The sequence below is a fragment of the Pseudoxanthomonas sp. OG2 genome (genome assembly GCF_014192765.1).
GTDB classification, from domain to species: domain Bacteria; phylum Pseudomonadota; class Gammaproteobacteria; order Xanthomonadales; family Xanthomonadaceae; genus Pseudoxanthomonas_A; species Pseudoxanthomonas_A beigongshangi.
Genome location: NZ_JACHYM010000002.1, coordinates 863863 through 884875 on the forward strand (window position 1 = coordinate 863863; position 21013 = coordinate 884875).

A 21013-nucleotide genomic window follows, 5' to 3' on the forward strand; every position below is an offset into this window, starting at 1 on the left:
CCCGGGCCGCCGTCCCGACATCCCCCATGAGTGCCTATCGCGCCCCCTTGAATGACATCCGCTTCGCCCTTTACGACGTGCTGGGCGCCGAAGCCCTGTTCGCCCGGCTCGGCTACGCCGACGCCACCCGCGACGTCCTGGACGCGGTGCTGGAGGAAGCTGCCCGCTTTTCGGAAACCGTCCTGGCGCCGCTGAACAGCGTCGGCGACGAGATCGGTTCGACCTACGACCAGGCCACCCAGACGGTGACCACGCCGCCTGGCTTCAAGGCTGCGTACGAGCAGTTCATCGAGGGCGGCTGGACCGGCCTGACCGCGTCGCCGGACTTCGGTGGCCAGGGCCTTCCGCACGTGATGGGCGTACCGCTCAACGAAATGGTCAATGCCGCCAACCTGGCCTGGGGCAATTTCCCGTTGCTGTCGCACGGCGCGGTCGAGGCGCTCAAGCAGCATGGCGAATCCTGGCAGCAGGAGGTCTTCCTCAAGCCGCTGGTGGAAGGCCGCTGGACCGGCACCATGTGCCTGACCGAACCCCATTGCGGCACTGATCTGGGTCTGCTGAAGACCCGCGCCGAACCCAACGCCGACGGCAGTTACGCGATCACCGGTACCAAGATCTTCATCACCGCCGGCGAACACGATCTAACTGACAACATCGTGCACCTCGTGCTGGCCAAACTGCCCGACGCACCGGCGGGCGCGAAGGGCATCTCGCTGTTCGTGACGCCGAAGTTCAAGGTCGATCGCGACGGCAAGGTTGGCGAGCGCAATGCGCTGCATTGCGGGTCCATCGAACACAAGATGGGCATCAAGGGTTCGGTCACCTGCGTGATGAACTTCGACGGTGCGCAGGGTTACCTGGTCGGCCAGCCACACAAGGGCCTGCAGGCGATGTTTACCATGATGAACACCGCGCGCCTGGGCGTCGGCCTGCAGGGCATCGCACTGAGCGAGCGCGCCTACCAGAACGCGCTGCGCTACTCACGCGAGCGGTTGCAGACGCGCGCACTGAGCGGCCCGAAGTTTCCCGACAAGCCGGCCGATCCGATCATCGTCCATCCCGATGTGCGCCGCATGTTGCTGACGGTGAAGTCGCTGGTGGAAGGCAGCCGGCTGCTTGCGCTGCACGCCGGCACGCTGATCGACGTGGCCGGCCATTCGCCGGATCCGGCCGAGCGCGAACGCGCCGACACGCTGGTGAGTTTCCTGACCCCGATTTCCAAGGCCTGCCAGACCGAGTGGGGCATCGAGAACACCTACCACGCTCTGCAGTGCTTCGGCGGCCACGGCTATATCCACGAACACGGCATGGAACAGCTGGCGCGCGATGCGCGCATCACCACACTCTATGAAGGCACCACCGGCATCCAGGCACTGGATCTGATGGGGCGCAAGACCGCGTCCACCCAGGCGGCCGGACTGAAGATTTTCCTGACCGAGATCGAGGCGTTCCTGCGCGAGCACGAAGGCAACGCGGCCATCGCCGAATTCATCGCGCCGCTTCGCGAAAAGACCAGCGAATGGGCCGTGCTGACCCGCGACATCCTGCAGCGCGCCAGCCAGGATCCGGAAGAGATCGGCGCCGCCAGCCATGACTACCTTTTCTATTCCGGCTACGTCACTCTGGCTTACTGGTGGGCGCGCAGCGTGGCGACCGCGGAAGCGTCGTCCCAGTCCGAGGCGTTCAAGCAATCCAAGCGGGAAACGGCGCGGTTCTACTTCGCCCGCATCCTGCCGCGTACCCTCGCCCACGCCGCCGCGATCGGCTCCGGCGCTTCGCCGCTGATGGCGATGGCCGCGGAACGGTTCGGCGAATGAGACTCGACAGCGGCATTCCCACCCGGACCAAGGGTGGGAATGCCCATGCATTCGCGGTGCCGGCGGCGGTTGCCGGTCGATAGCCACCGGCATTGCCAAAGCGGCGCTATCCAAATTGTCATCAATCAGGTATAACCTGATTCCCCATGGAAGCAGACACAGCTCAGCTTCACCTGGTCGACACCGGCAGCGCATCCGGCCCGGCGGTCATTGCTCCGCAATCCCCCTCCCGCTTCACTCCGCGCCTGCTGTCGCTCGACGCGCATGGCCGCGTGCTGGACTGGATCAACTGGCAGGACGCGACCTGCCTGTACGCGCGCGGCGCGGTGGCCTGGACGCTCGGCGAGCCCTGCCTGCGGGTGCATGGCGGCACCAGCCGCATGACCGGCGAACAGAGCGTCATCGAGCTGCACCCCATCGTCGCTTCCCGCGGGCATGCCCGTGCACACGCGCTCTCGCCCACGCCGACGCTGACCAATACCGCGTTGTTCGCGCGCGATGCTTATCTGTGCCTGTACTGCGGCCAGGATTTCAGCCGCCAGCATTTGACCCGCGATCACGTGCTGCCGCTGTCCAAGGGCGGACGCGACACCTGGGAGAACGTGGTCACCGCGTGCTTCCACTGCAACTCGCGCAAGAGCAACCGCACCCCGCAGCAGGCCCACATGCCGTTGCTGGCGGTGCCCTACCGGCCCAGCTGGATCGAGCACCTGATCCTGTCCAACCGCAACATCCTGGCCGACCAGATGGCCTTCCTGAAGGCCCACCTGCCCAAGAAGTCCAAGCTGTCGGCCTGAGCCCGGCCGTTCCGGCCTGCCCGGCCCCTTATGCCCGAAAGCACCCGAACGCCACGGCCGGCAAATGAACAGGTCGTGAGTTTCGCCCGCCCGGGCCGCGTCGCTTCGCCCCGGCTTCACCCGTTCGCTTGCCCCGCCTCACACAAGGGGGGGAAAATAGCGGGCCAGATGAAATCAAGCCCATGATCGATCCCGCCCGCTACCCCCGCCTTTCCCGCATCGAGACCCCCGCCGACCTGCGTCGGTTCGAGGAGTCCGAACTGCCGGCCATCGCCGAGGAGCTGCGCGGCTACCTGATCGAATCTGTCGGCAAGAGCGGCGGCCATTTCGGCGCCGGTCTGGGCGTGATCGAACTCACCGTCGCCCTGCACTATCTGTACGAGACGCCGGTCGACCGCCTGGTCTGGGACGTCGGCCACCAGTGCTATCCGCACAAGATCCTCACCGGCCGCCGCGACCAGATCCACACGGTCAAGCAGAAGGACGGCGTCGCGCCGTTCCCCAAGCGCGAGGAAAGCGAATACGACACGTTCGGGGTCGGCCACTCTTCCACCTCGATCTCCGCCGCCCTGGGCATGGCCGTCGCACTCGCGCAGAAGGGCGACGACCGCAAGGTGGTCGCCGTGATCGGCGATGGCGCGATGACCGCGGGCATGGCCTTCGAAGCGCTCAACCATGCCGGCGGCATGGAACCCGAACCCAACCTGCTGGTCATCCTCAACGACAACCAGATGTCGATTTCGGAGAACGTCGGCGGGCTGACCAAGATGCTGGGACGGCTGAGCAGCAGCCGCACCCTCAACGCACTGCGCGAGGGTGGCAAGAAACTGCTGGGCGACAAGAAGAAGCCGCCGGCGCGCTTCATGCGCCGCTGGGAGGAGCACTGGAAGGGCATGTTCGTGCCATCCACCCTGTTCGAACAGATGGGCTTCCATTACACCGGCCCGATTGACGGCCACGACGTGGAAGCGCTGGTCGGCGCGCTGAAGACGCTCAAGACCCTGAAGGGACCGCAGCTGCTGCACATCCTGACCACCAAGGGCAAGGGCTACGAGTTGGCCGAGGGCGATCAGATCGGATATCACGCGGTCGGCCCGTTCGATCCGGAAAAGGGCCTGGTCAGCAAGAGCGGCGCCAAGAAGCCGACCTATACCGACATCTTCGGCGACTGGCTTTGCGACATGGCCGCGGCCGAACCCAGGCTGCTGGGCATCACGCCCGCGATGCGCGAAGGCTCGGGACTGGTGCGTTTCAGCAAGGAATACCCCGAGCGCTATTTCGACGTCGCCATCGCCGAGCAGCACGCGGTGACGCTCGCCGCCGGCATGGCCTGCGAAGGCGGCAAGCCGGTGGTGGCGATCTACTCCACCTTCCTGCAGCGCGGCTACGACCAGCTCGTGCATGACGTGGCGATCCAGGATCTCGATGTCCTGTTCGCCATCGATCGCGGCGGCGTGGTCGGCCCGGACGGCGCCACCCATGCCGGCAACCTGGACCTGAGCTATCTGCGCTGCGTGCCGAACTTGGTGGTGATGGCGCCGGCGGACGAGAACGAATGCCGACGCATGCTCAGCACCGGCTATCACCACGCCGGCCCGGCTGCGGTTCGCTATCCGCGGGGCACCGGCCCCGGCGTGGCCGTGCAGACGGATCTGGACACCCTGCCCATTGGCAAGGCCGAACTGCGCACGCGCGGCAATCGCGTGGCGCTGCTGGCGTTCGGATCCACGGTTGCCGCCGCCGAGCAGGTTGGTCGCGAACTGGGCCTGACCATGGTCAACATGCGCTTCGTCAAACCACTGGATCGCGCATTGGTATTGGAGCTTGCCGCCAGCCACCAGGGTTTCGTCACCGTGGAGGACAACGTGGTGATGGGCGGTGCGGGTTCCGGCGTAGCCGAACTGCTCAATGCCGAGGGCATCGCCCTGCCCGTGCTGCATCTCGGTCTGCCCGACGAATTCCAGCATCACGCCAGCCGCGAGGATCTGCTGGCCGAAGCGGGCATCGACGCGGCAGGCATCCGCGCCTCCGTGCTGCGCCGCTGGCCGCAACTGGCGGCCAGCGCGCCCCTCAGCGCGGCAGGCTGATCCCGGCCAGAAATCGAAACACCCGCGCCTAGGAACACGGTTCACGGCTACCGGGCCACCAACCGGGTCGTGGTTACCCCTGATAACGCATGCTTGTCGGGCTTCCCGGATTAGTGGTCATCCCACCCCCAATAAAGCGGGTAGTGCTCGATACGGCCAAGCCGGGCAACCACGGCCTGTACATCGGCTCGCGCAACCAGCGCTTTCCACTGCGCATGGGACTCGACGTCACCAGGCATGGGGTCATGCTCTTTCAGTTCCTGTATCGACAGCAGGGTTTCGGCGCGGGTATCGAGCGCCTCCAGCTGCGCGATGAGTTCGACAGCCGCCTCGTCCAGCCGCCCCGTGCTCACGAGGCCGTCCAGCAGGAGGTCTTCTCCGTCCGCGCGATGCTTGCGCAGATAGCCGAGTGTCCGCTCGATTCCACGCGTGTCCCGCTTGAGCGTCGCGGCACACAGTTGCACGGACGCCTGCACCATCTTTCCGTAGCCACTCATCTCCCCCACCGGGGCAATCGCGGCAAGCGCGTCATCCGGCCTGCCCAGCGAGCAGTACAGTCCCCCCAGGTTGAGAACCTGGTTGACGTTGGTCTGCCCGCGGTCCGGCGTGCGCGCGGCCTCGGCCAATTCGGCGACGGCCTCGTCCCAGCGTCCGAGCGCGCGCAACGCGGTACTGCGTCGGTTCTGCACCCATAGGTACTGGTCGACATCGTCGAATGGCGGCGCATCGACGGGCGCCTCCTTCAGGCGCGCCTTGACCTCACCGCTGAGACGGACCACTTCGTCCCATTGGCCGACGACCAGCAACGCCCCCATCAACTCGCTGAGCGGCTCCAGCCGGCGAGGCTGTTCGGTTGCCAGGCGCCGGAGCCGTTCAACGCGCCGTTGCGCGGCCTGCTCCGGAGACGGCAGACCTTCCAGTTCCGACATCACGCCATCGAAGCGGCGGTCGATGCGCAGCTTGATCAGCGCCATCGCGCCATCGATGCGTTCAATCGGCCCACGTGCCTGCGTTGGTTCTCCGCGCCGCAGGTATTCCTCGGCCAGCTTGAACCAGGTATCACTGGCCCCCAACCCGCGCTGATCCCAGCCAGCCTCATAAAGAGCCTGCAATAGTCCGAACTTCGCATCGGATCCCGCCGTCGAGGCCCGAAGGATCTCGGGCACGATTTCCTCGGGGAAATCGGCCAGTTCACCGGGACTTTCCGCCAATGCCCGGCTCAGATAGAGCGCTGCCTGATCATTCTGTCCATCTTCGATTTCGAGCATCGACAGCATGTACCACGCATAGCCGGTGGGCTTGATCTGGATGCTGCGCAGGAACAATGAGCGCGAGCGCTCGCCTTCGTCCTCGAACGCGGCGGCGGCCGCGGCCATGATCAGCAGGCCGTGGCGCTGCGCGTCGGGCAACGCGTCAAAACGCCTGTCGGCAAGAATGGGCTTGAGTTCCCGGTTCAGGCGGCGGGATTCTGAAAGCTGGAACCGCCCTGCAACGTCCTGGATGCGTTGTTGATAGGGATCATTGACCGTGTGTTGGGCCGGCGAAGCCTTTCGCGTGCTTTCCCAAGCACCGACGGCACCCGTCATCGACAGGCACAGGATCGTGGTGAGTGCCATTCCGGCAAGGCGCATGCGGTCATCCCCAGGACCGTGGACGGACGTCCATTAAACGGGAACCAGATGCGGGTAGCCAGTGCCGAAGCACCGGGTGGCCATTTCGATGGCTATTCCGGTGCCTCGACCTGGTATCCCTGCGCCCGCAACTTCGCCAGTGGCCCATCGCTTCTGAGCAACTCGGCGATCGGCAAGGTCGCGAAAGTGGAAGCGTTGGTCCGCAGCGCATTTTCCGCGGCCTCCAGCCATTGGTCCTGCAGTGCAGCGGCGACATTGGCGACGCCGCGCTTGCGGGCGAACTCGGTTTCGGTCAGAACCTGTGCGCAAGTGCGGTTCTGATCGCCATAGGGCAAGGCGCGAAGCGCGGGAATGTCACCGACCGCCCAGGCATTGGCGCGGGCAGTCATCAAGGGCAGATCGTTTTCCACGCGATCCAGGGTCGCCCTGAAACAGGCGCTGTCGTCCAGTTGGGTACCCGCAAACTCCTTCAATGCCTGCCTGGGCTGTTCGACCTTGAAGCTGAGCAATGGCGTGGTGACTTTCAGGCCGTGTCGCTTGATGGCCTTGTCCACCACCGGACTGACGATGCCGGACTCGGCCAGTCCCGCCCGCTTGAGCGCGGCTTCGTAGAGCTCCCGTGCCGCAAAGATCGGGCGCCATTTCTCCACGCCCTTGTCCCGCCCCAGGTAGCGCGCCTTCTGGATCAACCAGCGTGCGTGGAGGTCCGGGGGCAATACATCCCGCAAGGTCCGATCGTCGGGATTGCGCCGGGCCTTGAGCATGGAAGGAATGAGCAGTGCACCGCGAATGATGCCGATGTCGGCATCCACCTTGACCCGTGGTGGCTTGATGGCTTCCTGCGACGAGGCAATGACCTGTTCCACATCGCGCGACTGCCAGATCATCTGCTTGGGCAACGGGGATTGCGTGCCCAGGATGTACAGCACGTGTCCGTCACGGCTGACCCGCCACAGGCCCGGGCCCGGCTGCGCGCCGCTGACCACGACGGTGTCCATGTCGATGACCGGCCCCGCGGCCGGGGTTTCGGTGTCCTTGATGACCGGCCGTTGCGGTTGCTGGGCCAAGGCACCCCACGACCAGCAGGAAACCAGAATCAAGCCTGTGCAAATCGACAATCGCATTCCCTGCACTCACGGAAAGGCGCCAGGTGCGCCGGGCGGCGATTCAGACCACGCGACCAACCGCCGGTTCCCGTGACTCAGGCGACCTTGCCGCCGGCCTCGCGCAGGTGCCGTGCGGTTTCGCTGTCGTGCTCCAGCAGCTGGAAACCCTTCCAGACGAAGCCCGGCGACACCGAGCAATCCATCAGGCTGTAGTCGCCCAAGCTGCGCGCGCTCTGCCAGATGCCGGCCTTCACCACCTGGACCTGCTGTCCGCCGCGCGCGGACGTGTCGAGCTGGGCACGGCTGAGGGTGCGGTTTTCCGGGTCGAACATCGACAGCTCCAGCGGGCTGCCTTCGGACCAGTCCCAGATCTCGGTGGCGTCCACCCGGTGCCAGCGGCTGGTGACGCCGGCGACCAGCAGGTACTTGATGGCGGTGAGCGTCGGCCGCTCGATGCCATTGACCTCGGTGCGCTTGGTCGATTCGAAGATGCGACGGTAGTACCCGCCCTCCGGGTGGGGAGCCAGGTCCAGCGACTGGATCAACTCTTCGGCGCGCGGGTGCATGAAGGAATACTAAACATGAGCATGGGGTTCCCCGCAAGGTGGCCCGCAACAGGCCGGCACGAAAAAGCCCGCGCTCGGCGGGCTTTTTCGTCTCTTGCGAGTTGGTCGGGGTAGCCGGATTCGAACCGACGACCACCAGTCCCCCAGACTGGTGCGCTACCAGGCTGCGCTATACCCCGAATCCTGGAAAACGTCCGCCTTGCGGGCGGTCGCTGATTATAGCGGCAACGCGCCCGGCTTTCCTAGGCGCGTCCGCGGAAGGGCTCAGCGGCGAAGCAGCTGCAGGATTTCTTCCAGCTCCATCCGCACCTGGCGGACGATCTGGTTGCTGAGCGCCGATTCCTGCTTGGCGCCTTCGCCTTCCAGCCGCAGGCGCGCGCCGCCGATGGTATAGCCCTGTTCGTACAGCAGGCTGCGGATCTGGCGCACCATCAGCACGTCGTGGCGCTGGTAGTAGCGACGGTTGCCTCGGCGCTTGGCGGGTTCGAGACTGGGGAATTCCGTTTCCCAGTAGCGCAGCACGTGCGGTTTGACGTCGCACAGTTCACTGACCTCACCGATGGTGAAGTAGCGCTTCGCCGGAATCGGCGGTAGCTCGCGATTACTGCCCGGATCCAGCATAGGCTTCCACACGCTCCTTGAGTTTCTGCCCCGGCCGGAACGTCACCACAGTCCGCGCCGAAATGGGAATCTCTTCCCCGGTCTTGGGGTTGCGGCCCGGCCGCTGGTTCTTGCGGCGCAGGTCGAAGTTGCCGAAACCGGACAGCTTGACCTGCCGCCCCTGCTCCAGCGCATCGCGCAGCACGTCGAAATAGGCGTCCACGAACTCCTTGGCCTCGCGCTTGTTGAGACCCACCTCGTCGAACAGCCGTTCGGCCATCTCGGCCTTGGTCAGCGCCATTTCTGCCTGTCCCCTATTTCTATTCCCAGTCCTGCCATTGCCTTCACGCCGTTCATCCGCGGATCTTCGCTCCATGGGCCGCCTCGATGGCGGCCACGATGCCTGCGACCACGGTTTCCACGTCGCGGTCAGTCAGAGTGCGTGAGTTGTCCTGCAAAATCAAGCCCATAGCGAGACTCTTTTGACCGGATTCGACGCCCTGCCCGACATAGCGGTCGAACAGCTGGACGTCCCGCAACAGCGGGCCCGCGGCCTCTCGCGCGGTCTGGCGCAGGGCATCCCAGGGCACCTGATCCGCGACGACGAACGCGAGATCCCGGCGGACGGACGGGAACCTGGACAGCTCCGATGCGCGCGCGACCGCGCGTTCAGCCAGCGGCGCGAGATCCACTTCGAAGGCCACCACGTCCGCATCCAGGTCCAGCTGTCGCTGCAGGCGCGGATGCAGCTGGCCGATCCAGCCCACGGGCCGCCCGTCGCGGTAGATGTCCGCCGAGCGTCCCGGGTGACCGAACGGCCGGGTGGACGGCCGATATTCCAGCACCGCGCCAGCCGTGGCCGCCAGGCTTTCCAGATCACCCTTGAGGTCGTGGAAGTCGACCTTGCGCGCGGGCTTTTCGCCCCACTGTTCGGCGCGTGCGTCGCCGCAGGCCGCGGCGGCGATGCGCAGGGTTTCCAACGGCGCCTTGCCTTCGCCGGAGGCGCTGAAGACGTTGCCCAGCTCGAACAGGCGCACGCGCCCGGCCTGGCGCGCCACGTTGCGGCCGAGGGCGGCCACCAGGCCCGGCAGCAACTGCGTCCGCATCACGCCCAGTTCGGCGCTGAGGGGATTGGCCAGCGGCACGGCCCCGTCGGAAACCTGCCAATGCGCCAACCACGATGCATCGACGAAGGCATAGTTGATCGTTTCCAGATATTCGCGCGCGGCCAGCTGGCGGCGCACGGTCGACGGTTCGACCCGGGTTTCGGTCTGCACGGCTACGCGCGTGGCGCCGCCGGGCAGCGTGGTCGGGATGCGCTCGTAGCCATGGATGCGCGCCAGTTCCTCGATCAGGTCCTCCTCGATCGCGATATCAAAGCGACGGCTCGGCGGTACCACCCGCCAGCCTTCGCCATCGCGCGAGACCTGCATGCCCAGCGCCTGCAGGATGCGTTCGATCTCGACATCGGCGATTTCGATGCCCAGCACGCGCGCGACGCGCGCGCGGCGCAGGCCGATGGCCTTCGGCGCCGACAGGTGTTCCGGCAGCACGGTCTCGGTCACCGGCCCTGGCACGCCGCCGGCGACGGCCAGGATCAGCCGGGTCGCGTATTCCACGGCGATGCGCGGCAGTTCCGGATCGACGCCCCGCTCGAAACGGTGGCCAGCGTCGGTGTGCATGCCCAGTCGGCGGCTGCGGCCGATGATGGCGGACGGAATCCAGTGCGCCGCCTCCAGGAACACGTTGCGGGTGGCATCGGTGACGCGGGTGTCGTATCCACCCATGATGCCGCCAAGCGCCACGGCCCGCGCGGCCTTGCCGCCCTGGCTGTCGGAAACGACCAGGAACTCTTCGTCCACCGTCACGGTGCGGCCATCGAGCAACTTGATCTGTTCTCCCGCACGCGCCGGCCGCACGACGACCGTGCCGTCCAGCAGATCCTGATCGAAGGCGTGCATGGGCTGGCCCAGCTCCAGCATCACGTACTGGGTGACATCCACCAGCAGGCTGATCGGACGCACACCGGCACGGCGCAGGCGCTCGGCCATCCAGACCGGCGTGGGCGCGGTGGCGTCGACACCGGATATCACCCGGCCAGCGAAACGCGGCACCCGCTCGCCGGCTTCAAGTTCGACCACCCGCGCCGCATCGTCCCGGGCGGGAACGGGATCGGCATCCAACGGCTTGACCTGGCTGCCGACCGCGGCGGCCACGTCGTAGGCGATGCCGCGAACGCTGAAGCAATCCGCGCGATTGGGCGTCAACTTGATTTCGATGCTGGCGTCCGGCAGGCCCAGATAATCGCCGATGGGCGTACCGACGGGCGCGTCATCCGGCAGTTCCAGCAGGCCGGAAGCATCGGCGTCGATACCCAGTTCCTTGGCCGAGCAGAGCATGCCGTTGGATTCGACGCCACGCAGTTTGGCGGCCTTGATGGCGATGCCGCCGAGGTTGGCGCCGATCATGGCCAGCGGAGCGACCAGTCCCGGGCGCGCATTCGGCGCACCGCACACGATCTGCAGGAGCGCGCCCTGCCCGGCGTCCACCTGGCAGATCTGCAGGCGATCCGCCTCCGGATGCCGCGCGCATTCGACGATGCGAGCCACCACGACGCCGGCCAGGCCGTCGCCCAGCGCCGTCACTTCCTCGACCTCCAGTCCGATCGCGGTCAGCACCGCCGACAGTTCGTCGCGGGTGGCTTGGGTGGGAACATGGCTGCGCAGCCAGTTTTCGCTGAATTTCATCGTGTCACCGTAGGGTGGGCCTCGGCCCACCGTTGCCATCTGTCCATTGTCGTCGACGTGTGCCGAAGCATCGCCGCATCATCGCTTCCACACCGGTGGGCCGAGGCCCTCCCTACGCAAACTGCCGCAGGAACCTGACGTCATTGTCGAAGAACGCGCGCAGGTCGTTGACGCCGTATCGCAGCATCGCGAAACGCTCCACGCCCATGCCGAAGGCAAAGCCGGTATAGCGCTCGGGATCGATGCCGCAGTTGCGCAGCACGTTCGGATGCACCATGCCGCAGCCCAGCACTTCCAGCCAGCGGACACTGCCGTCGGGCTGCTGCCAGGCGATGTCGACCTCCGCGCCCGGTTCCACGAACGGGAAGTAGCTCGGACGGAAGCGCATCTGGAAATCGCGCTCGAAGAATGCACGCACGAATTCGGCCAGGGTGCCCTTCAGATCGGCGAAGGTCGAATGCTCGTCCACCAGCAGGCCTTCCACCTGGTGGAACATCGGCGAGTGGGTCTGGTCGCTGTCGCTGCGGTAGACCTTGCCGGCGGCGATCATGCGCAGCGGCGGCTGGTGGCCTGCTTTCAGCAGGTTGTCCATGTAGCGGACCTGCACGCCCGAGGTATGGGTGCGCAACAGGCGACCGTCACCGAAATAGAAGGTGTCGTGCATGGCGCGCGCCGGGTGGTGCGGCGGGAAGTTGAGCGCCTCGAAGTTGTGCCAGTCGTCCTCGATCTCCGGACCGTCGGCCAGCTCATAGCCCAGCCGCCCGAAGATCTCGGCGATGCGTTCCAGCGTCCGGCTGATCGGATGCAGGCCACCGCGGAAACCGTTGCGGCCCGGCAGGCTGACGTCGATGGTTTCGCTGGACAGGCGCGCATCCAGTACCGCGTCTTCCAGTACCGTCCTGCGGGCCCCCAGGGCATCGCCGATGGCGTCGCGGACGCGGTTGATGGCTTCACCGGCGCTCTTGCGCTGTTCGGCCGGCAGGGTGCCCAGTTGCTTGAGTTGCGCGGTGACGCTGCCGCTCTTGCCCAGCAGCGCGACACGCAGGTGTTCCAGCGCGTCCGGTGTCTGCGCGGCGGCGATGTCGGCCAGCGCCTGGGTGGACAGGGATTCGATGTCGCTCATGGATCGTCCAGATGAGGTTCGGCTTGTCCGTGGCCCGGAATCGAATCCGGGACCACAAAAAACAATGGGGAAGGACTCGCGCCCTTCCCCACGTGTTCGGCGGTGAACTGCCGGTACTGCGTTTACGGTGGAGATCGCAGCTTAGGCTGCGAGTGCGCCCTTCGCCTTTTCAGCCAGGGCCGCAAAACCCGTCGCATCGTGCACGGCGATGTCCGCCAGCACCTTGCGGTCCAGGGTGATGCCAGCCTTCTGCAGGCCGTTCATGAAGCGGCTGTAGCTCAGGCCGTTGATGCGGGCCGCCGCGTTGATGCGGGTGATCCACAGCGAACGGAAGTTGCGCTTCTTCTGCTTGCGGCCGATGTAGGCGTACTGCTGCGCCTTGATGACCGCCTGCTTGGCGACGCGGAAAACCTTGCGACGGGCGTTGTAGTAGCCCTTGGCCAGGTGGAGAACTTTCTTGTGACGGCGACGCGCCGTCACGCCACGCTTAACTCGTGCCATGGTTCAGTCCTCAGAGGTAGGGAAGCATGCGGTCCAGACGGCTGCTGTCCTCGGCGCGAACAATGTTCGTCGCACGCAGGCCGCGCTTACGCTTGGTCGCTTTCTTGGTGAGGATGTGGCTGCGGTTGGCGTGGCCAGCCTTGTACTTGCCGGAGGCGGTCTTGCGGAAACGCTTGGCCGCCGCCCGGTGGGTCTTGATCTTGGGCATTGCGATGTCCTTGATGGGTTTATGTCACTGACCTGGGCGGCGGCACTTCGTGCCACGCTTTCCATCCATGCCCCAGTCGGCTTGTAAGCCATTGATTCCAAATGGAATAAACAGCGGGTCCTGGGCTGCGAGCAGCCAATCCCGGAGAACCGGGCCGCACATTATGCCGGGACTTGGTTTCCCTTGCAAATCAGCGGGTTCGGCCGCGCCTTCGGCCCCCGCGCCGGCGTACAGGAACTCACCGCCCGGCGACCGGTCCAAGCCGGCCTCGTCCCATGGAGCGGCAAGCTTGCAGACCGTATCCCGAACGCCGGGGCCGCGCGCCCGGGCCTGGCTGAAGAAGGAAGCCCTGCCCGTGCTGGCCATGCTCGGCCTGCTCCTTGCCGCCCGCGACACCTTGGCCAACCACTACCGCGTACCCAGCGGGTCGATGCAGCCGACCCTGCAACCGGGCGACCGGGTGGTGGTGGACATGCGCGCCTATGGCCTGCGCCTGCCGTTCACCTCGCACACCCTGCTGGCCGCGGGTACCCCGCAGCGCGGCGACGTGGCCGTGTTCGACTCCCCGGCGGACGGCACGCGCCTGATCAAGCGCGTGGCGGCGGTGGCCGGCGACCGCGTGGACCTGCGGGACGGCCATCTGAGCATCAACGGCCGCCCGCTGAGGCTCGACGGCGCCATGCCCCGCGAGGATTTCGGCACCCGCGCCGCCCGCCTCGATCTCGATCTTGGCGGCGGCCCCGACATCCACGGCATGGTGGTGCCGGCCGGCAAGCTGCTGGTACTTGGCGATCACCGCGGCAACAGTCTCGATGGCCGCTTCTTCGGCTTCGTCGACGCCGACAAGGTCTATGGCCGCGCGGTGGCGGTGTATTACCGCCGCGATGACGGATTCGGCTGGCAGCGGCTGTAAGCAACGCGCCTCCGCCGCACTCCCGTCACGAAAACGAGAAGAGCGCCTCGCGGCGCTCTTTTCCCCTTCTTCCCGGAGGGGAGAAGGAAACAACGACATGGCCTTCGCGCCCATGGCGCGGAAGGTCACTTCTTCTTGGGAGCGATCATCATCACCATCTGCCGGCCTTCCAGGCGCGGACGCGATTCGATGACGATCTCGTCGCCCAGTTCGGCCTCGATGCGTGCGGCCATTTCGCGACCCAGTTCCTGATGGCTCATCTCACGGCCACGGAAGCGGATGTTGACCTTGACCTTGTCGCCTTCTTCCAGGAAGCGGCGGATGTTGCGCATCTTGATCTGGTAGTCGCCTTCGTCGGTGACCGGCCGGAACTTGAGTTCCTTGATCTCGACCTGCTTCTGCTTCTTCTTGGCCTCGTTCGCCTTCTTCTGCTGCTCGAACTTGAACTTGCCGAAGTCCATGATCTTGCAGACCGGCGGTTCGGCGTTGGGCTGGATCTCGACCAGATCCAGGCCTTCGTCCTCGGCCATCGACAATGCCTCGTCGCGCGTGAGCACGCCGATCATTTCGCCATCGGAACCGATCACGCGCACGCGCGGCACGCGGATTTCGTGGTTCTTGCGGTTTTGCTTGTTGTCAGGGGTGCTGATGTTGCGGTCTCCAGAGAGAATCATGCCGGCCCCAACCGGGGCCGGACCCTTTACGCGCCCTCGCTGCGCAGGCGCTCGGCGAAGTCGGCCACGGACATTGTGCCCAAATCCTCACCTGAACGCGTGCGAACGGCAACGGCGCCATTTTCCTTCTCGCGGTCTCCGACCACGAGCAGGTACGGGACCCGCTGCAGCGTGTGCTCGCGGATCTTAAAGCCGATTTTTTCGTTCCGCAAATCGGCCGTCACCCGGAAGCCTTGATTTGCAAGGGTTTTCCGGACCTCGTCCACATAATCGGCCTGGGCGTCGGTAATGTTCATTACGACGGCCTGCTGGGGGGCCAGCCAGGCCGGGAAGGCCCCGGCATGGTGCTCGATCAGGATGCCGATGAAGCGCTCCATGGACCCCACGATGGCGCGGTGCAGCATGACCGGATGGCGGCGCTGGCTGTTCTCGTCCACGTACTCGGCGCCCAGCCGGCCCGGCATCATGAAATCCACCTGCATCGTGCCCAGCTGCCAGGTCCGTCCGATGGCGTCCTTCAGGTGGTACTCGATCTTGGGGCCATAGAAGGCGCCCTCGCCGGGCAGTTCCTTCCACTCCACCCCGCAATTGCGCAGGGCCGCCCGCAAGGCGTCCTCGGCCTTGTCCCAGGTGGCGTCGTCGCCCAGGCGCTTCTCCGGCCGCAGGGCGATCTTGATCTGGATCTCGTCGAAGCCGAAATGCCGGTAGACCGCCAGCGCCTGCTGGTGGAAGGCGGTCACTTCGGACTCGATCTGCTCTTCCGTGCAGAAGACGTGGCCATCGTCCTGGGTGAAGCCGCGCACGCGCAGGATGCCGTGCAGGGCGCCGGATGGCTCGTTGCGGTGGCAGGAGCCGAACTCGCCATAGCGGATCGGCAGGTCGCGGTAGCTGTGCAGGCCCTGGTTGAACACCTGGACATGGCCCGGGCAGTTCATCGGCTTGACCGCGTACGTGCGCTTCTCCGACTCGGTGAAGAACATGTTTTCCTGGTAGTTGTCCCAGTGGCCGGACTTCTGCCACAGCGACACGTCCAGGATCTGCGGGCAGCGCACTTCGCCGTAGCCGCTGTCGCGGTAGACCTTGCGCATGTACTGCTCGACCACCTGCCAGATGGCCCAGCCCTTCGGGTGCCAGAACACCAGGCCGGGCGCCTCTTCCTGCAGGTGGAACAGGTTCTGCTGCTTGCCGATGCGGCGGTGATCGCGCTTCTCGGCTTCCTCCATCCGTGTGATGTAGGCGTCGAGCTGCTTCTTGTCGGCCCAGGCCGTGCCGTAGATGCGCTGCAGCTGCTCGTTCTTGGCGTCGCCGCGCCAGTAGGCGCCGGAGATGCGGGTGAGCTTGAACGCCTTCAGGAAGCGCGTGTTGGGCACGTGCGGGCCGCGGCACATGTCCACGTACTCCTGGTGGTAGTACAGGCCCATTGCCTTCTCTTCCGGCATGTCGTCGATCAGGCGCAGCTTGTAGTCCTCGCCGCGGGACTTGAAGACCTGGATGACGTCCTCGCGCGGCGTCATCTTCTTGATGACGTCGTAGTCCTGCGCGATCAGCTCCTGCATGCGCTGCTCGATCGCGGCCATGTCCTCCGGCGTGAACGGGCGCTCGCTGTAGATGTCGTAGTAGAAACCCTCGGCGATGACCGGGCCGATGACCATCTTCACTTCCGGATACAGCTGCTTGACCGCGTGGCCGACCAGGTGCGCGCAGGAGTGGCGGATGATTTCCAGGCCCTCCTCGTCCTTGGGCGTGATGATGCGCAGGCTGGCATCGTGATCGATGACGTCGCTGGCATCGACCAGGCGGCCGTCGACCGCGCCGGCCAGGGTGGCCTTGGCCAGGCCCGCGCCAATGGACTGGGCCACCTGCATGACGGAAACGGGTTTTTCGAACTGGCGGCTGCTGCCGTCGGGAAGCGTGATCGTGATCATTGGAAGGCCGGGATTCGGGAATGGGGAATCGGGATTCGCAGAAGCGAGCGGGAACTGATACAGCGAATCCCCAATCTCGATTCCCGAATCCCGTGGCCGCTTCGCGGCCAACAAAAAAGCGCCACGAGGGCGCCTACGGGATGCAGTGCCTCGGGCAGTACCGGATTCAGGCGGTGGTAGTGCTCATGTCGCACGCTCGGCCAGCGTTTCCGCGGGCCACCTCGTGATATCGGAGTGGCGTACAAAGGAGGACTTCGAACCCACGCTCTGGAAGCGTGGTGGGCGGTACAGGGTTCGAACCTGTGACCCCTACCATGTCAAGGTAGTGCTCTACCGCTGAGCTAACCGCCCGGTCTGCCCTTTGCAGGGGCGCGAATTCTAGCCCGGAAACCGGTGCGCCGACAACCATGTCCCCGCAACACCGCGGAAACACCCGCCCCATCATGGGCAACAGGCGACAGGCGGCCCGGGCATCCATCGGATTGCGCGGCTTCTAGGCAACCGCCGCACCACCCTGCCGCTTCCGCCCCGCCGGCCGTCTCAGCCCGCCAGGCTGGCCTCCTTGAGCTTGCGGATCTCGTCGCGCAGGCGGGCGGCATCCTCGAACTCCAGATCACGGGCGTGCTGGTACATCTGCTGCTCCAGCGTCTTGATCCGGGCCACCGCCTGGGCGGGATCCAGGACGGCGTACTCGCTCCTTTCCTCCGCCACCCTGCGCTTGCCGCGTCCCGATCTGGCCTCGGCGACTTCGGTGCGGGCGCCCTCCAGGATGTCGACGATGGGCTTGGCCACCGATTTGGGGGTGATGCCGTGCTCGACGTTGTATTCCAGCTGCTTTTCCCGGCGGCGGCTGGTCTCGTCGATCGCCGCCTGCATCGAACGGGTGATCTTGTCCGCGTACAGGATGGCCTTGCCGCGCAGGTTGCGGGCCGCGCGGCCGATGGTCTGGATCAGCGAACCGGTCGAACGCAGGAAGCCCTCCTTGTCGGCATCCAGGATCGCCACCAGCGACACTTCCGGCATGTCCAGGCCTTCGCGCAGCAGGTTGATGCCGACCAGCACGTCGAACTTGCCCAGGCGCAGGTCGCGGATGATTTCCACCCGCTCCACCGTGTCCACGTCCGAGTGCAGGTAGCGCACCTTCACGCCGTGCTCGCCGAGATACTCGGTCAGGTTCTCGGCCATCCGCTTGGTCAGGGTGGTGACCAGCACGCGATCGCCCCAGGACACCCGCAGGTTGATTTCCGACAGCAGGTCGTCGACCTGGGTGCCGACCGGGCGGATTTCCACCTCGGGGTCGACCAGGCCGGTCGGGCGCACTACCAGTTCGACGATTTCGCCGTTGGACTCGCGCAGTTCGTAGGGCCCCGGGGTGGCCGACACGTAGATGCTGCGCGGCGAGCGCTCTTCCCACTCCTCGAACCGCAGCGGCCGGTTGTCCAGTGCCGACGGCAGGCGGAAACCGAACTCGACCAGGGTCTCCTTGCGCGAGCGATCGCCCTTGTACATGGCGCCGATCTGGGGAATGGTCACGTGCGATTCGTCGATGACCAGCAGCGCGTCGGCCGGCAGGTAGTCGAACAGCGTCGGCGGCGGCTCGCCGGGCGCCTTGCCGGTCAGGTGGCGGGAGTAGTTTTCGATGCCCGAGCAGTAGCCGACCTCGGCCATCATCTCCAGGTCGAACTGGGTGCGCTGGGCCAGGCGCTGGGCCTCGACCAGCTTGTTCTGCGCGTACAAGAGCTCCAGCCGCTCCTTCAACTCGATCTTGATGGTGTCGATGGCGGTCAGCACGCGGTCGCGGGTGGTCGCGTAGTGGGTCTTCGGATAGACCGTGTAGCGTTGCAGCTTGCGCAGGGTTTCGCCGGTCAGCGGGTCGAACAGGGTCAGGTTCTCCACGTCGCCGTCGAACAATTCGATGCGCAGCGCCTCGCTGTCGCTTTCGGCCGGATGCACGTCGATGACCTCGCCCCGCACCCGGAAGGTGCCGCGCTGCAGTTCGTACTCGTTGCGGGTGTATTGCAGCTCTGTCAGGTGCTTGATCAGCTGGCGCTGGTCCATGTGCTCGCCCAGCGACAGGATCAGGCGCAGCGACAGGTAGTCCTCGGGCGCGCCGAGGCCGTAGATCGCCGAGACCGTGGCCACCACCAGCGCGTCGGGACGGGACAGCAACGCCTTGGTCGCCGACAGCCGCATCTGTTCGATGTGCTCGTTGATCGAACTGTCCTTCTCGATGAAGGTATCCGACGACGGCACGTAGGCTTCGGGCTGGTAGTAGTCGTAGTAGCTGACGAAGTATTCCACCGCGTTGTGCGGGAAGAACGACTTGAACTCGCCGTACAACTGCGCCGCCAGGGTCTTGTTCGGCGCCATCACCAGGGTCGGTTTCTGTACCGCCTGGACCACGTTGGCGACGGTGTAGGTCTTGCCGGAACCGGTCACGCCCAGCAGGGTCTGCTTGGCGAGGCCGGATTCGAAATTCTCCACGAGTTTCCGGATGGCCTGCGGTTGATCGCCGGCCGGAGAGTAAGGCGAAACGAGTTGGAAGCGGTCGGTCATGGGGGCATCCCGAAAGCGATCGCTGAGTATAGCCATCCGACGATGACCGACGCCGGGTAGATTTCCTACCCGGCCTCACGGCGCCGTCCGATGGCACGCGATCCGCGCCTGGACAAACCTGAACAACCCTTGCACGGATGTCAGGAGACCCCATGCGCCGGACGCGCGCCGATATCACCTTCCCAACCGACACGGGCCGTTCGCAGCGAGGGGTGACCCTGCTGGAACTGGCGGCCACCATGGCCATCGCCTGCCTGCTCCTTGGCCTGGGCCTGCCCTCGTACCTGCAGATGACCCAGCAATGGCGCGCCGACGCCACGCGCAACCTGCTGCTGTCGCACTTCGCCAGCGCCCGCCTGACCGCCGTCAGTCACCGCAGGATCACCGCCGTCTGTCCTTCGAATGGTCCCGACAGTGGCTGCCGCCAGGACGGCGACTGGAGCCACGGCTGGCTGATGTTCTTCGACCCGGATGGCGACCGCCAGCCCAACCTCCCGGAAGACCTGCTGCGTCACGAGGCTGTGTCGCTTCCGGACGCTTTCAGGATCCGCTCCTCTTCCGGGCGGCCGCAGCTGCGCTACCTGCCGAACGGCATGAGCACGGGCAGCAACCTGACCGTCCGGATCTGCCTGCAGGAACGCCTGATGACGGAAGTCATCGTCAACAACGCGGGCCGCGCGCGCAGCCGCCGCAACGGCGGTGGCGAGACCTGCCCGCCCTGAGCCCGCCAGGCCCCGGAGACTTGCCCCGCTCCCGCGGGCCTGATTACAATAGCGGACCCCGCCCGAATAGCTCAGCCGGTTAGAGCACTTGACTGTTAATCAGGGGGTCGTTGGTTCGAGTCCAACTTCGGGCGCCAGATTCGAAAGCCTCGCAGCGATGCGGGGCTTTTTTGTTGGGCCGGCATATGCCGCAATGCGGCGCATCCGCGGAGTCGCCGCCCTATTCCGGCCGTGACCGGCAACCACCTGCCTTGACAACGCGTATTTCCGACGGCGGGTACTTGGCCAGCAGATGCGCCGGGCGTATGGGACGCGCGCTGAAGTTGCCGCCGCAATTGGGGCATATCCCGTTCAACACCTCGCGGGCGCAGTCCATGCAGAATGTGCATTCGAAGGTGCAGATGACCGCTTCCGGCGATTCCGGCGGCAGCGCTTTTCCGCAGCATTCGCAAAAAGGGCGCAGTTCAAGCATGGCTCGTACCGAGGTCGGGCGCTCCGGGAAATCGTATCCCGCCGCGCACGGATGGATGGTCGCGTGTCAACTCCTGTCGGCAAAGCGCGACGACCACGCCGTGCCCGTGCTTCATCCCCTTGACGCGACGGCGGGCCAGCGGCCCGCGGCGCGTGTCACCAGCAATCCGCCACCGTCCCGGTTCCGCTCTCGCCCTTCTCTCCTCTGGAGTTCAGCGTGAGCGTGCCGCATTTGGGATCCGGCTGATCTTCTGTCGGAACAGCCTCGATCGCATAACTGGTGTCGTCGAAATCGCCGACCGGTTCAATATTGTAGAACTGCGCCACTTCCGCATCGCACTCACCGAGTGGAGCTTCCCGGTAGGTCATATTCGTCGTGTAAAAACGCTCCAGGTACTGGGCCCGTTCCTGCAGGCAGGCGGCGCCCGCCGATCGCCGTGACTTGATGACCTGATCCCGATAACTGGCGTAGGCAATCGTCGCCAGGATGGCGGTGATAGCCAGCACGATCAGCAGTTCGAGCAGGGAGAATCCTCGTTGCTTCATTCCGGTTTCCTCAGGTTCGAACT

The 21013-nt window shown here is 65.6% G+C and carries 19 protein-coding genes and 3 tRNA genes; 6 read left to right on the top strand and 16 right to left on the bottom strand.

From position 1 onward, the window contains the following. Positions 1–26 precede the first annotated feature (26 nt). The 3 genes from FHW78_RS17050 to dxs all read left to right on the top strand — a co-directional run bounded on the left by FHW78_RS17050 (position 27) and on the right by dxs (position 4701). Positions 27–1817, top strand: a complete 1791-nt coding sequence (locus FHW78_RS17050; RefSeq protein ID WP_183643424.1) for an acyl-CoA dehydrogenase C-terminal domain-containing protein — start codon at positions 27–29, stop codon at positions 1815–1817. A gap of 146 nt (positions 1818–1963) precedes the next feature. After that, positions 1964–2614: an HNH endonuclease gene (locus tag FHW78_RS17055; RefSeq protein ID WP_141453650.1), complete on the top strand. Its 651-nt coding sequence runs from the start codon at positions 1964–1966 to the stop codon at positions 2612–2614. A 182-nt stretch (positions 2615–2796) separates the two neighbouring features. After that, positions 2797–4701 (top strand): 1-deoxy-D-xylulose-5-phosphate synthase, encoded by a 1905-nt coding sequence (dxs, locus tag FHW78_RS17060; RefSeq protein ID WP_183643428.1) that lies wholly within the window; start codon positions 2797–2799, stop codon positions 4699–4701. Between the two features lie 110 nt (positions 4702–4811). Here dxs and FHW78_RS17065 read toward each other — a convergent pair whose 3' ends face one another. The 10 genes from FHW78_RS17065 to rpmI all read right to left on the bottom strand — a co-directional run bounded on the left by FHW78_RS17065 (position 4812) and on the right by rpmI (position 13183). After that, positions 4812–6332: a hypothetical protein gene (locus tag FHW78_RS17065; RefSeq protein WP_183643431.1), complete on the bottom strand. Its 1521-nt coding sequence runs from the start codon at positions 6330–6332 to the stop codon at positions 4812–4814. A 92-nt stretch (positions 6333–6424) separates the two neighbouring features. Continuing rightward, on the bottom strand, positions 6425–7432 hold the full coding sequence (locus FHW78_RS17070; protein ID WP_235996730.1) for a TraB/GumN family protein: 1008 nt from the start codon (positions 7430–7432) through the stop codon (positions 6425–6427). A 101-nt stretch (positions 7433–7533) separates the two neighbouring features. Continuing rightward, positions 7534–8004, bottom strand: coding sequence for a cupin domain-containing protein (locus FHW78_RS17075; RefSeq protein ID WP_141453654.1), 471 nt, complete (start codon positions 8002–8004; stop codon positions 7534–7536). Between the two features lie 102 nt (positions 8005–8106). Beyond that, positions 8107–8183 (bottom strand) — tRNA-Pro (locus FHW78_RS17080). An 85-nt stretch (positions 8184–8268) separates the two neighbouring features. Further along, positions 8269–8625, bottom strand: a complete 357-nt coding sequence (locus FHW78_RS17085; protein ID WP_079723142.1) for a MerR family transcriptional regulator — start codon at positions 8623–8625, stop codon at positions 8269–8271. Further along, on the bottom strand, positions 8606–8905 hold the full coding sequence (locus tag FHW78_RS17090; RefSeq protein WP_097121753.1) for an integration host factor subunit alpha: 300 nt from the start codon (positions 8903–8905) through the stop codon (positions 8606–8608). Before FHW78_RS17090 ends, FHW78_RS17085 begins: the two co-directional genes overlap by 20 nt. 52 nt (positions 8906–8957) lie before the next feature. Beyond that, positions 8958–11351, bottom strand: coding sequence for a phenylalanine--tRNA ligase subunit beta (gene pheT, locus FHW78_RS17095; protein WP_183643437.1), 2394 nt, complete (start codon positions 11349–11351; stop codon positions 8958–8960). A gap of 112 nt (positions 11352–11463) precedes the next feature. Next, a complete protein-coding gene (gene pheS / locus FHW78_RS17100; protein WP_183643439.1) occupies positions 11464–12474 on the bottom strand; it encodes a phenylalanine--tRNA ligase subunit alpha in 1011 nt (336 codons plus the stop codon). A 141-nt stretch (positions 12475–12615) separates the two neighbouring features. Then, the gene (rplT, locus tag FHW78_RS17105) at positions 12616–12975 is read right to left on the bottom strand and encodes a 50S ribosomal protein L20 (RefSeq protein ID WP_183643442.1); all 360 of its coding nucleotides are present in this window, start codon (positions 12973–12975) and stop codon (positions 12616–12618) included. Between the two features lie 10 nt (positions 12976–12985). Then, positions 12986–13183: a 50S ribosomal protein L35 gene (gene rpmI, locus FHW78_RS17110; RefSeq protein ID WP_141453658.1), complete on the bottom strand. Its 198-nt coding sequence runs from the start codon at positions 13181–13183 to the stop codon at positions 12986–12988. Positions 13184–13472: 289 nt separating this feature from the next. On the opposite strand from rpmI, the gene lepB reads away from it, so the two are divergent. Then, the gene (gene lepB / locus FHW78_RS17115) at positions 13473–14096 is read left to right on the top strand and encodes a signal peptidase I (protein WP_225562201.1); all 624 of its coding nucleotides are present in this window, start codon (positions 13473–13475) and stop codon (positions 14094–14096) included. Positions 14097–14221: 125 nt separating this feature from the next. On the opposite strand, the gene infC is transcribed toward lepB, so the two are convergent. From infC to uvrB, 4 genes are all read right to left on the bottom strand, one after another. Then, complete coding sequence (gene infC / locus FHW78_RS17120) at positions 14222–14770, bottom strand: translation initiation factor IF-3 (protein WP_183643448.1); 549 nt, start codon at positions 14768–14770, stop codon at positions 14222–14224. Between the two features lie 26 nt (positions 14771–14796). After that, positions 14797–16695 (bottom strand): threonine--tRNA ligase, encoded by a 1899-nt coding sequence (thrS, locus tag FHW78_RS17125; protein WP_183643451.1) that lies wholly within the window; start codon positions 16693–16695, stop codon positions 14797–14799. 276 nt (positions 16696–16971) lie between these two features. Beyond that, positions 16972–17046: transfer RNA gene (locus FHW78_RS17130), tRNA-Val, on the bottom strand. Between the two features lie 189 nt (positions 17047–17235). After that, entirely contained in the window at positions 17236–19251 is a 2016-nt protein-coding gene (gene uvrB / locus FHW78_RS17135; protein WP_183643454.1) for an excinuclease ABC subunit UvrB, read from the bottom strand. A gap of 152 nt (positions 19252–19403) precedes the next feature. Between uvrB and FHW78_RS17140 the strand changes: the two genes are divergently transcribed. Both FHW78_RS17140 and FHW78_RS17145 read left to right on the top strand, forming a co-directional pair. After that, the gene (locus FHW78_RS17140; protein ID WP_183643457.1) at positions 19404–19973 is read left to right on the top strand and encodes a GspH/FimT family pseudopilin; all 570 of its coding nucleotides are present in this window, start codon (positions 19404–19406) and stop codon (positions 19971–19973) included. 60 nt (positions 19974–20033) lie between these two features. After that, positions 20034–20110, top strand: a tRNA-Asn gene (locus FHW78_RS17145). Positions 20111–20193: 83 nt separating this feature from the next. Here FHW78_RS17145 and FHW78_RS17150 read toward each other — a convergent pair. After that, the gene (locus FHW78_RS17150; RefSeq protein ID WP_183643461.1) at positions 20194–20445 is read right to left on the bottom strand and encodes a DUF1272 domain-containing protein; all 252 of its coding nucleotides are present in this window, start codon (positions 20443–20445) and stop codon (positions 20194–20196) included. 155 nt (positions 20446–20600) lie between these two features. After that, on the bottom strand, positions 20601–20990 hold the full coding sequence (locus tag FHW78_RS17155) for a type IV pilin protein (RefSeq protein ID WP_183643464.1): 390 nt from the start codon (positions 20988–20990) through the stop codon (positions 20601–20603). Positions 20991–21013 lie beyond the last annotated feature (23 nt).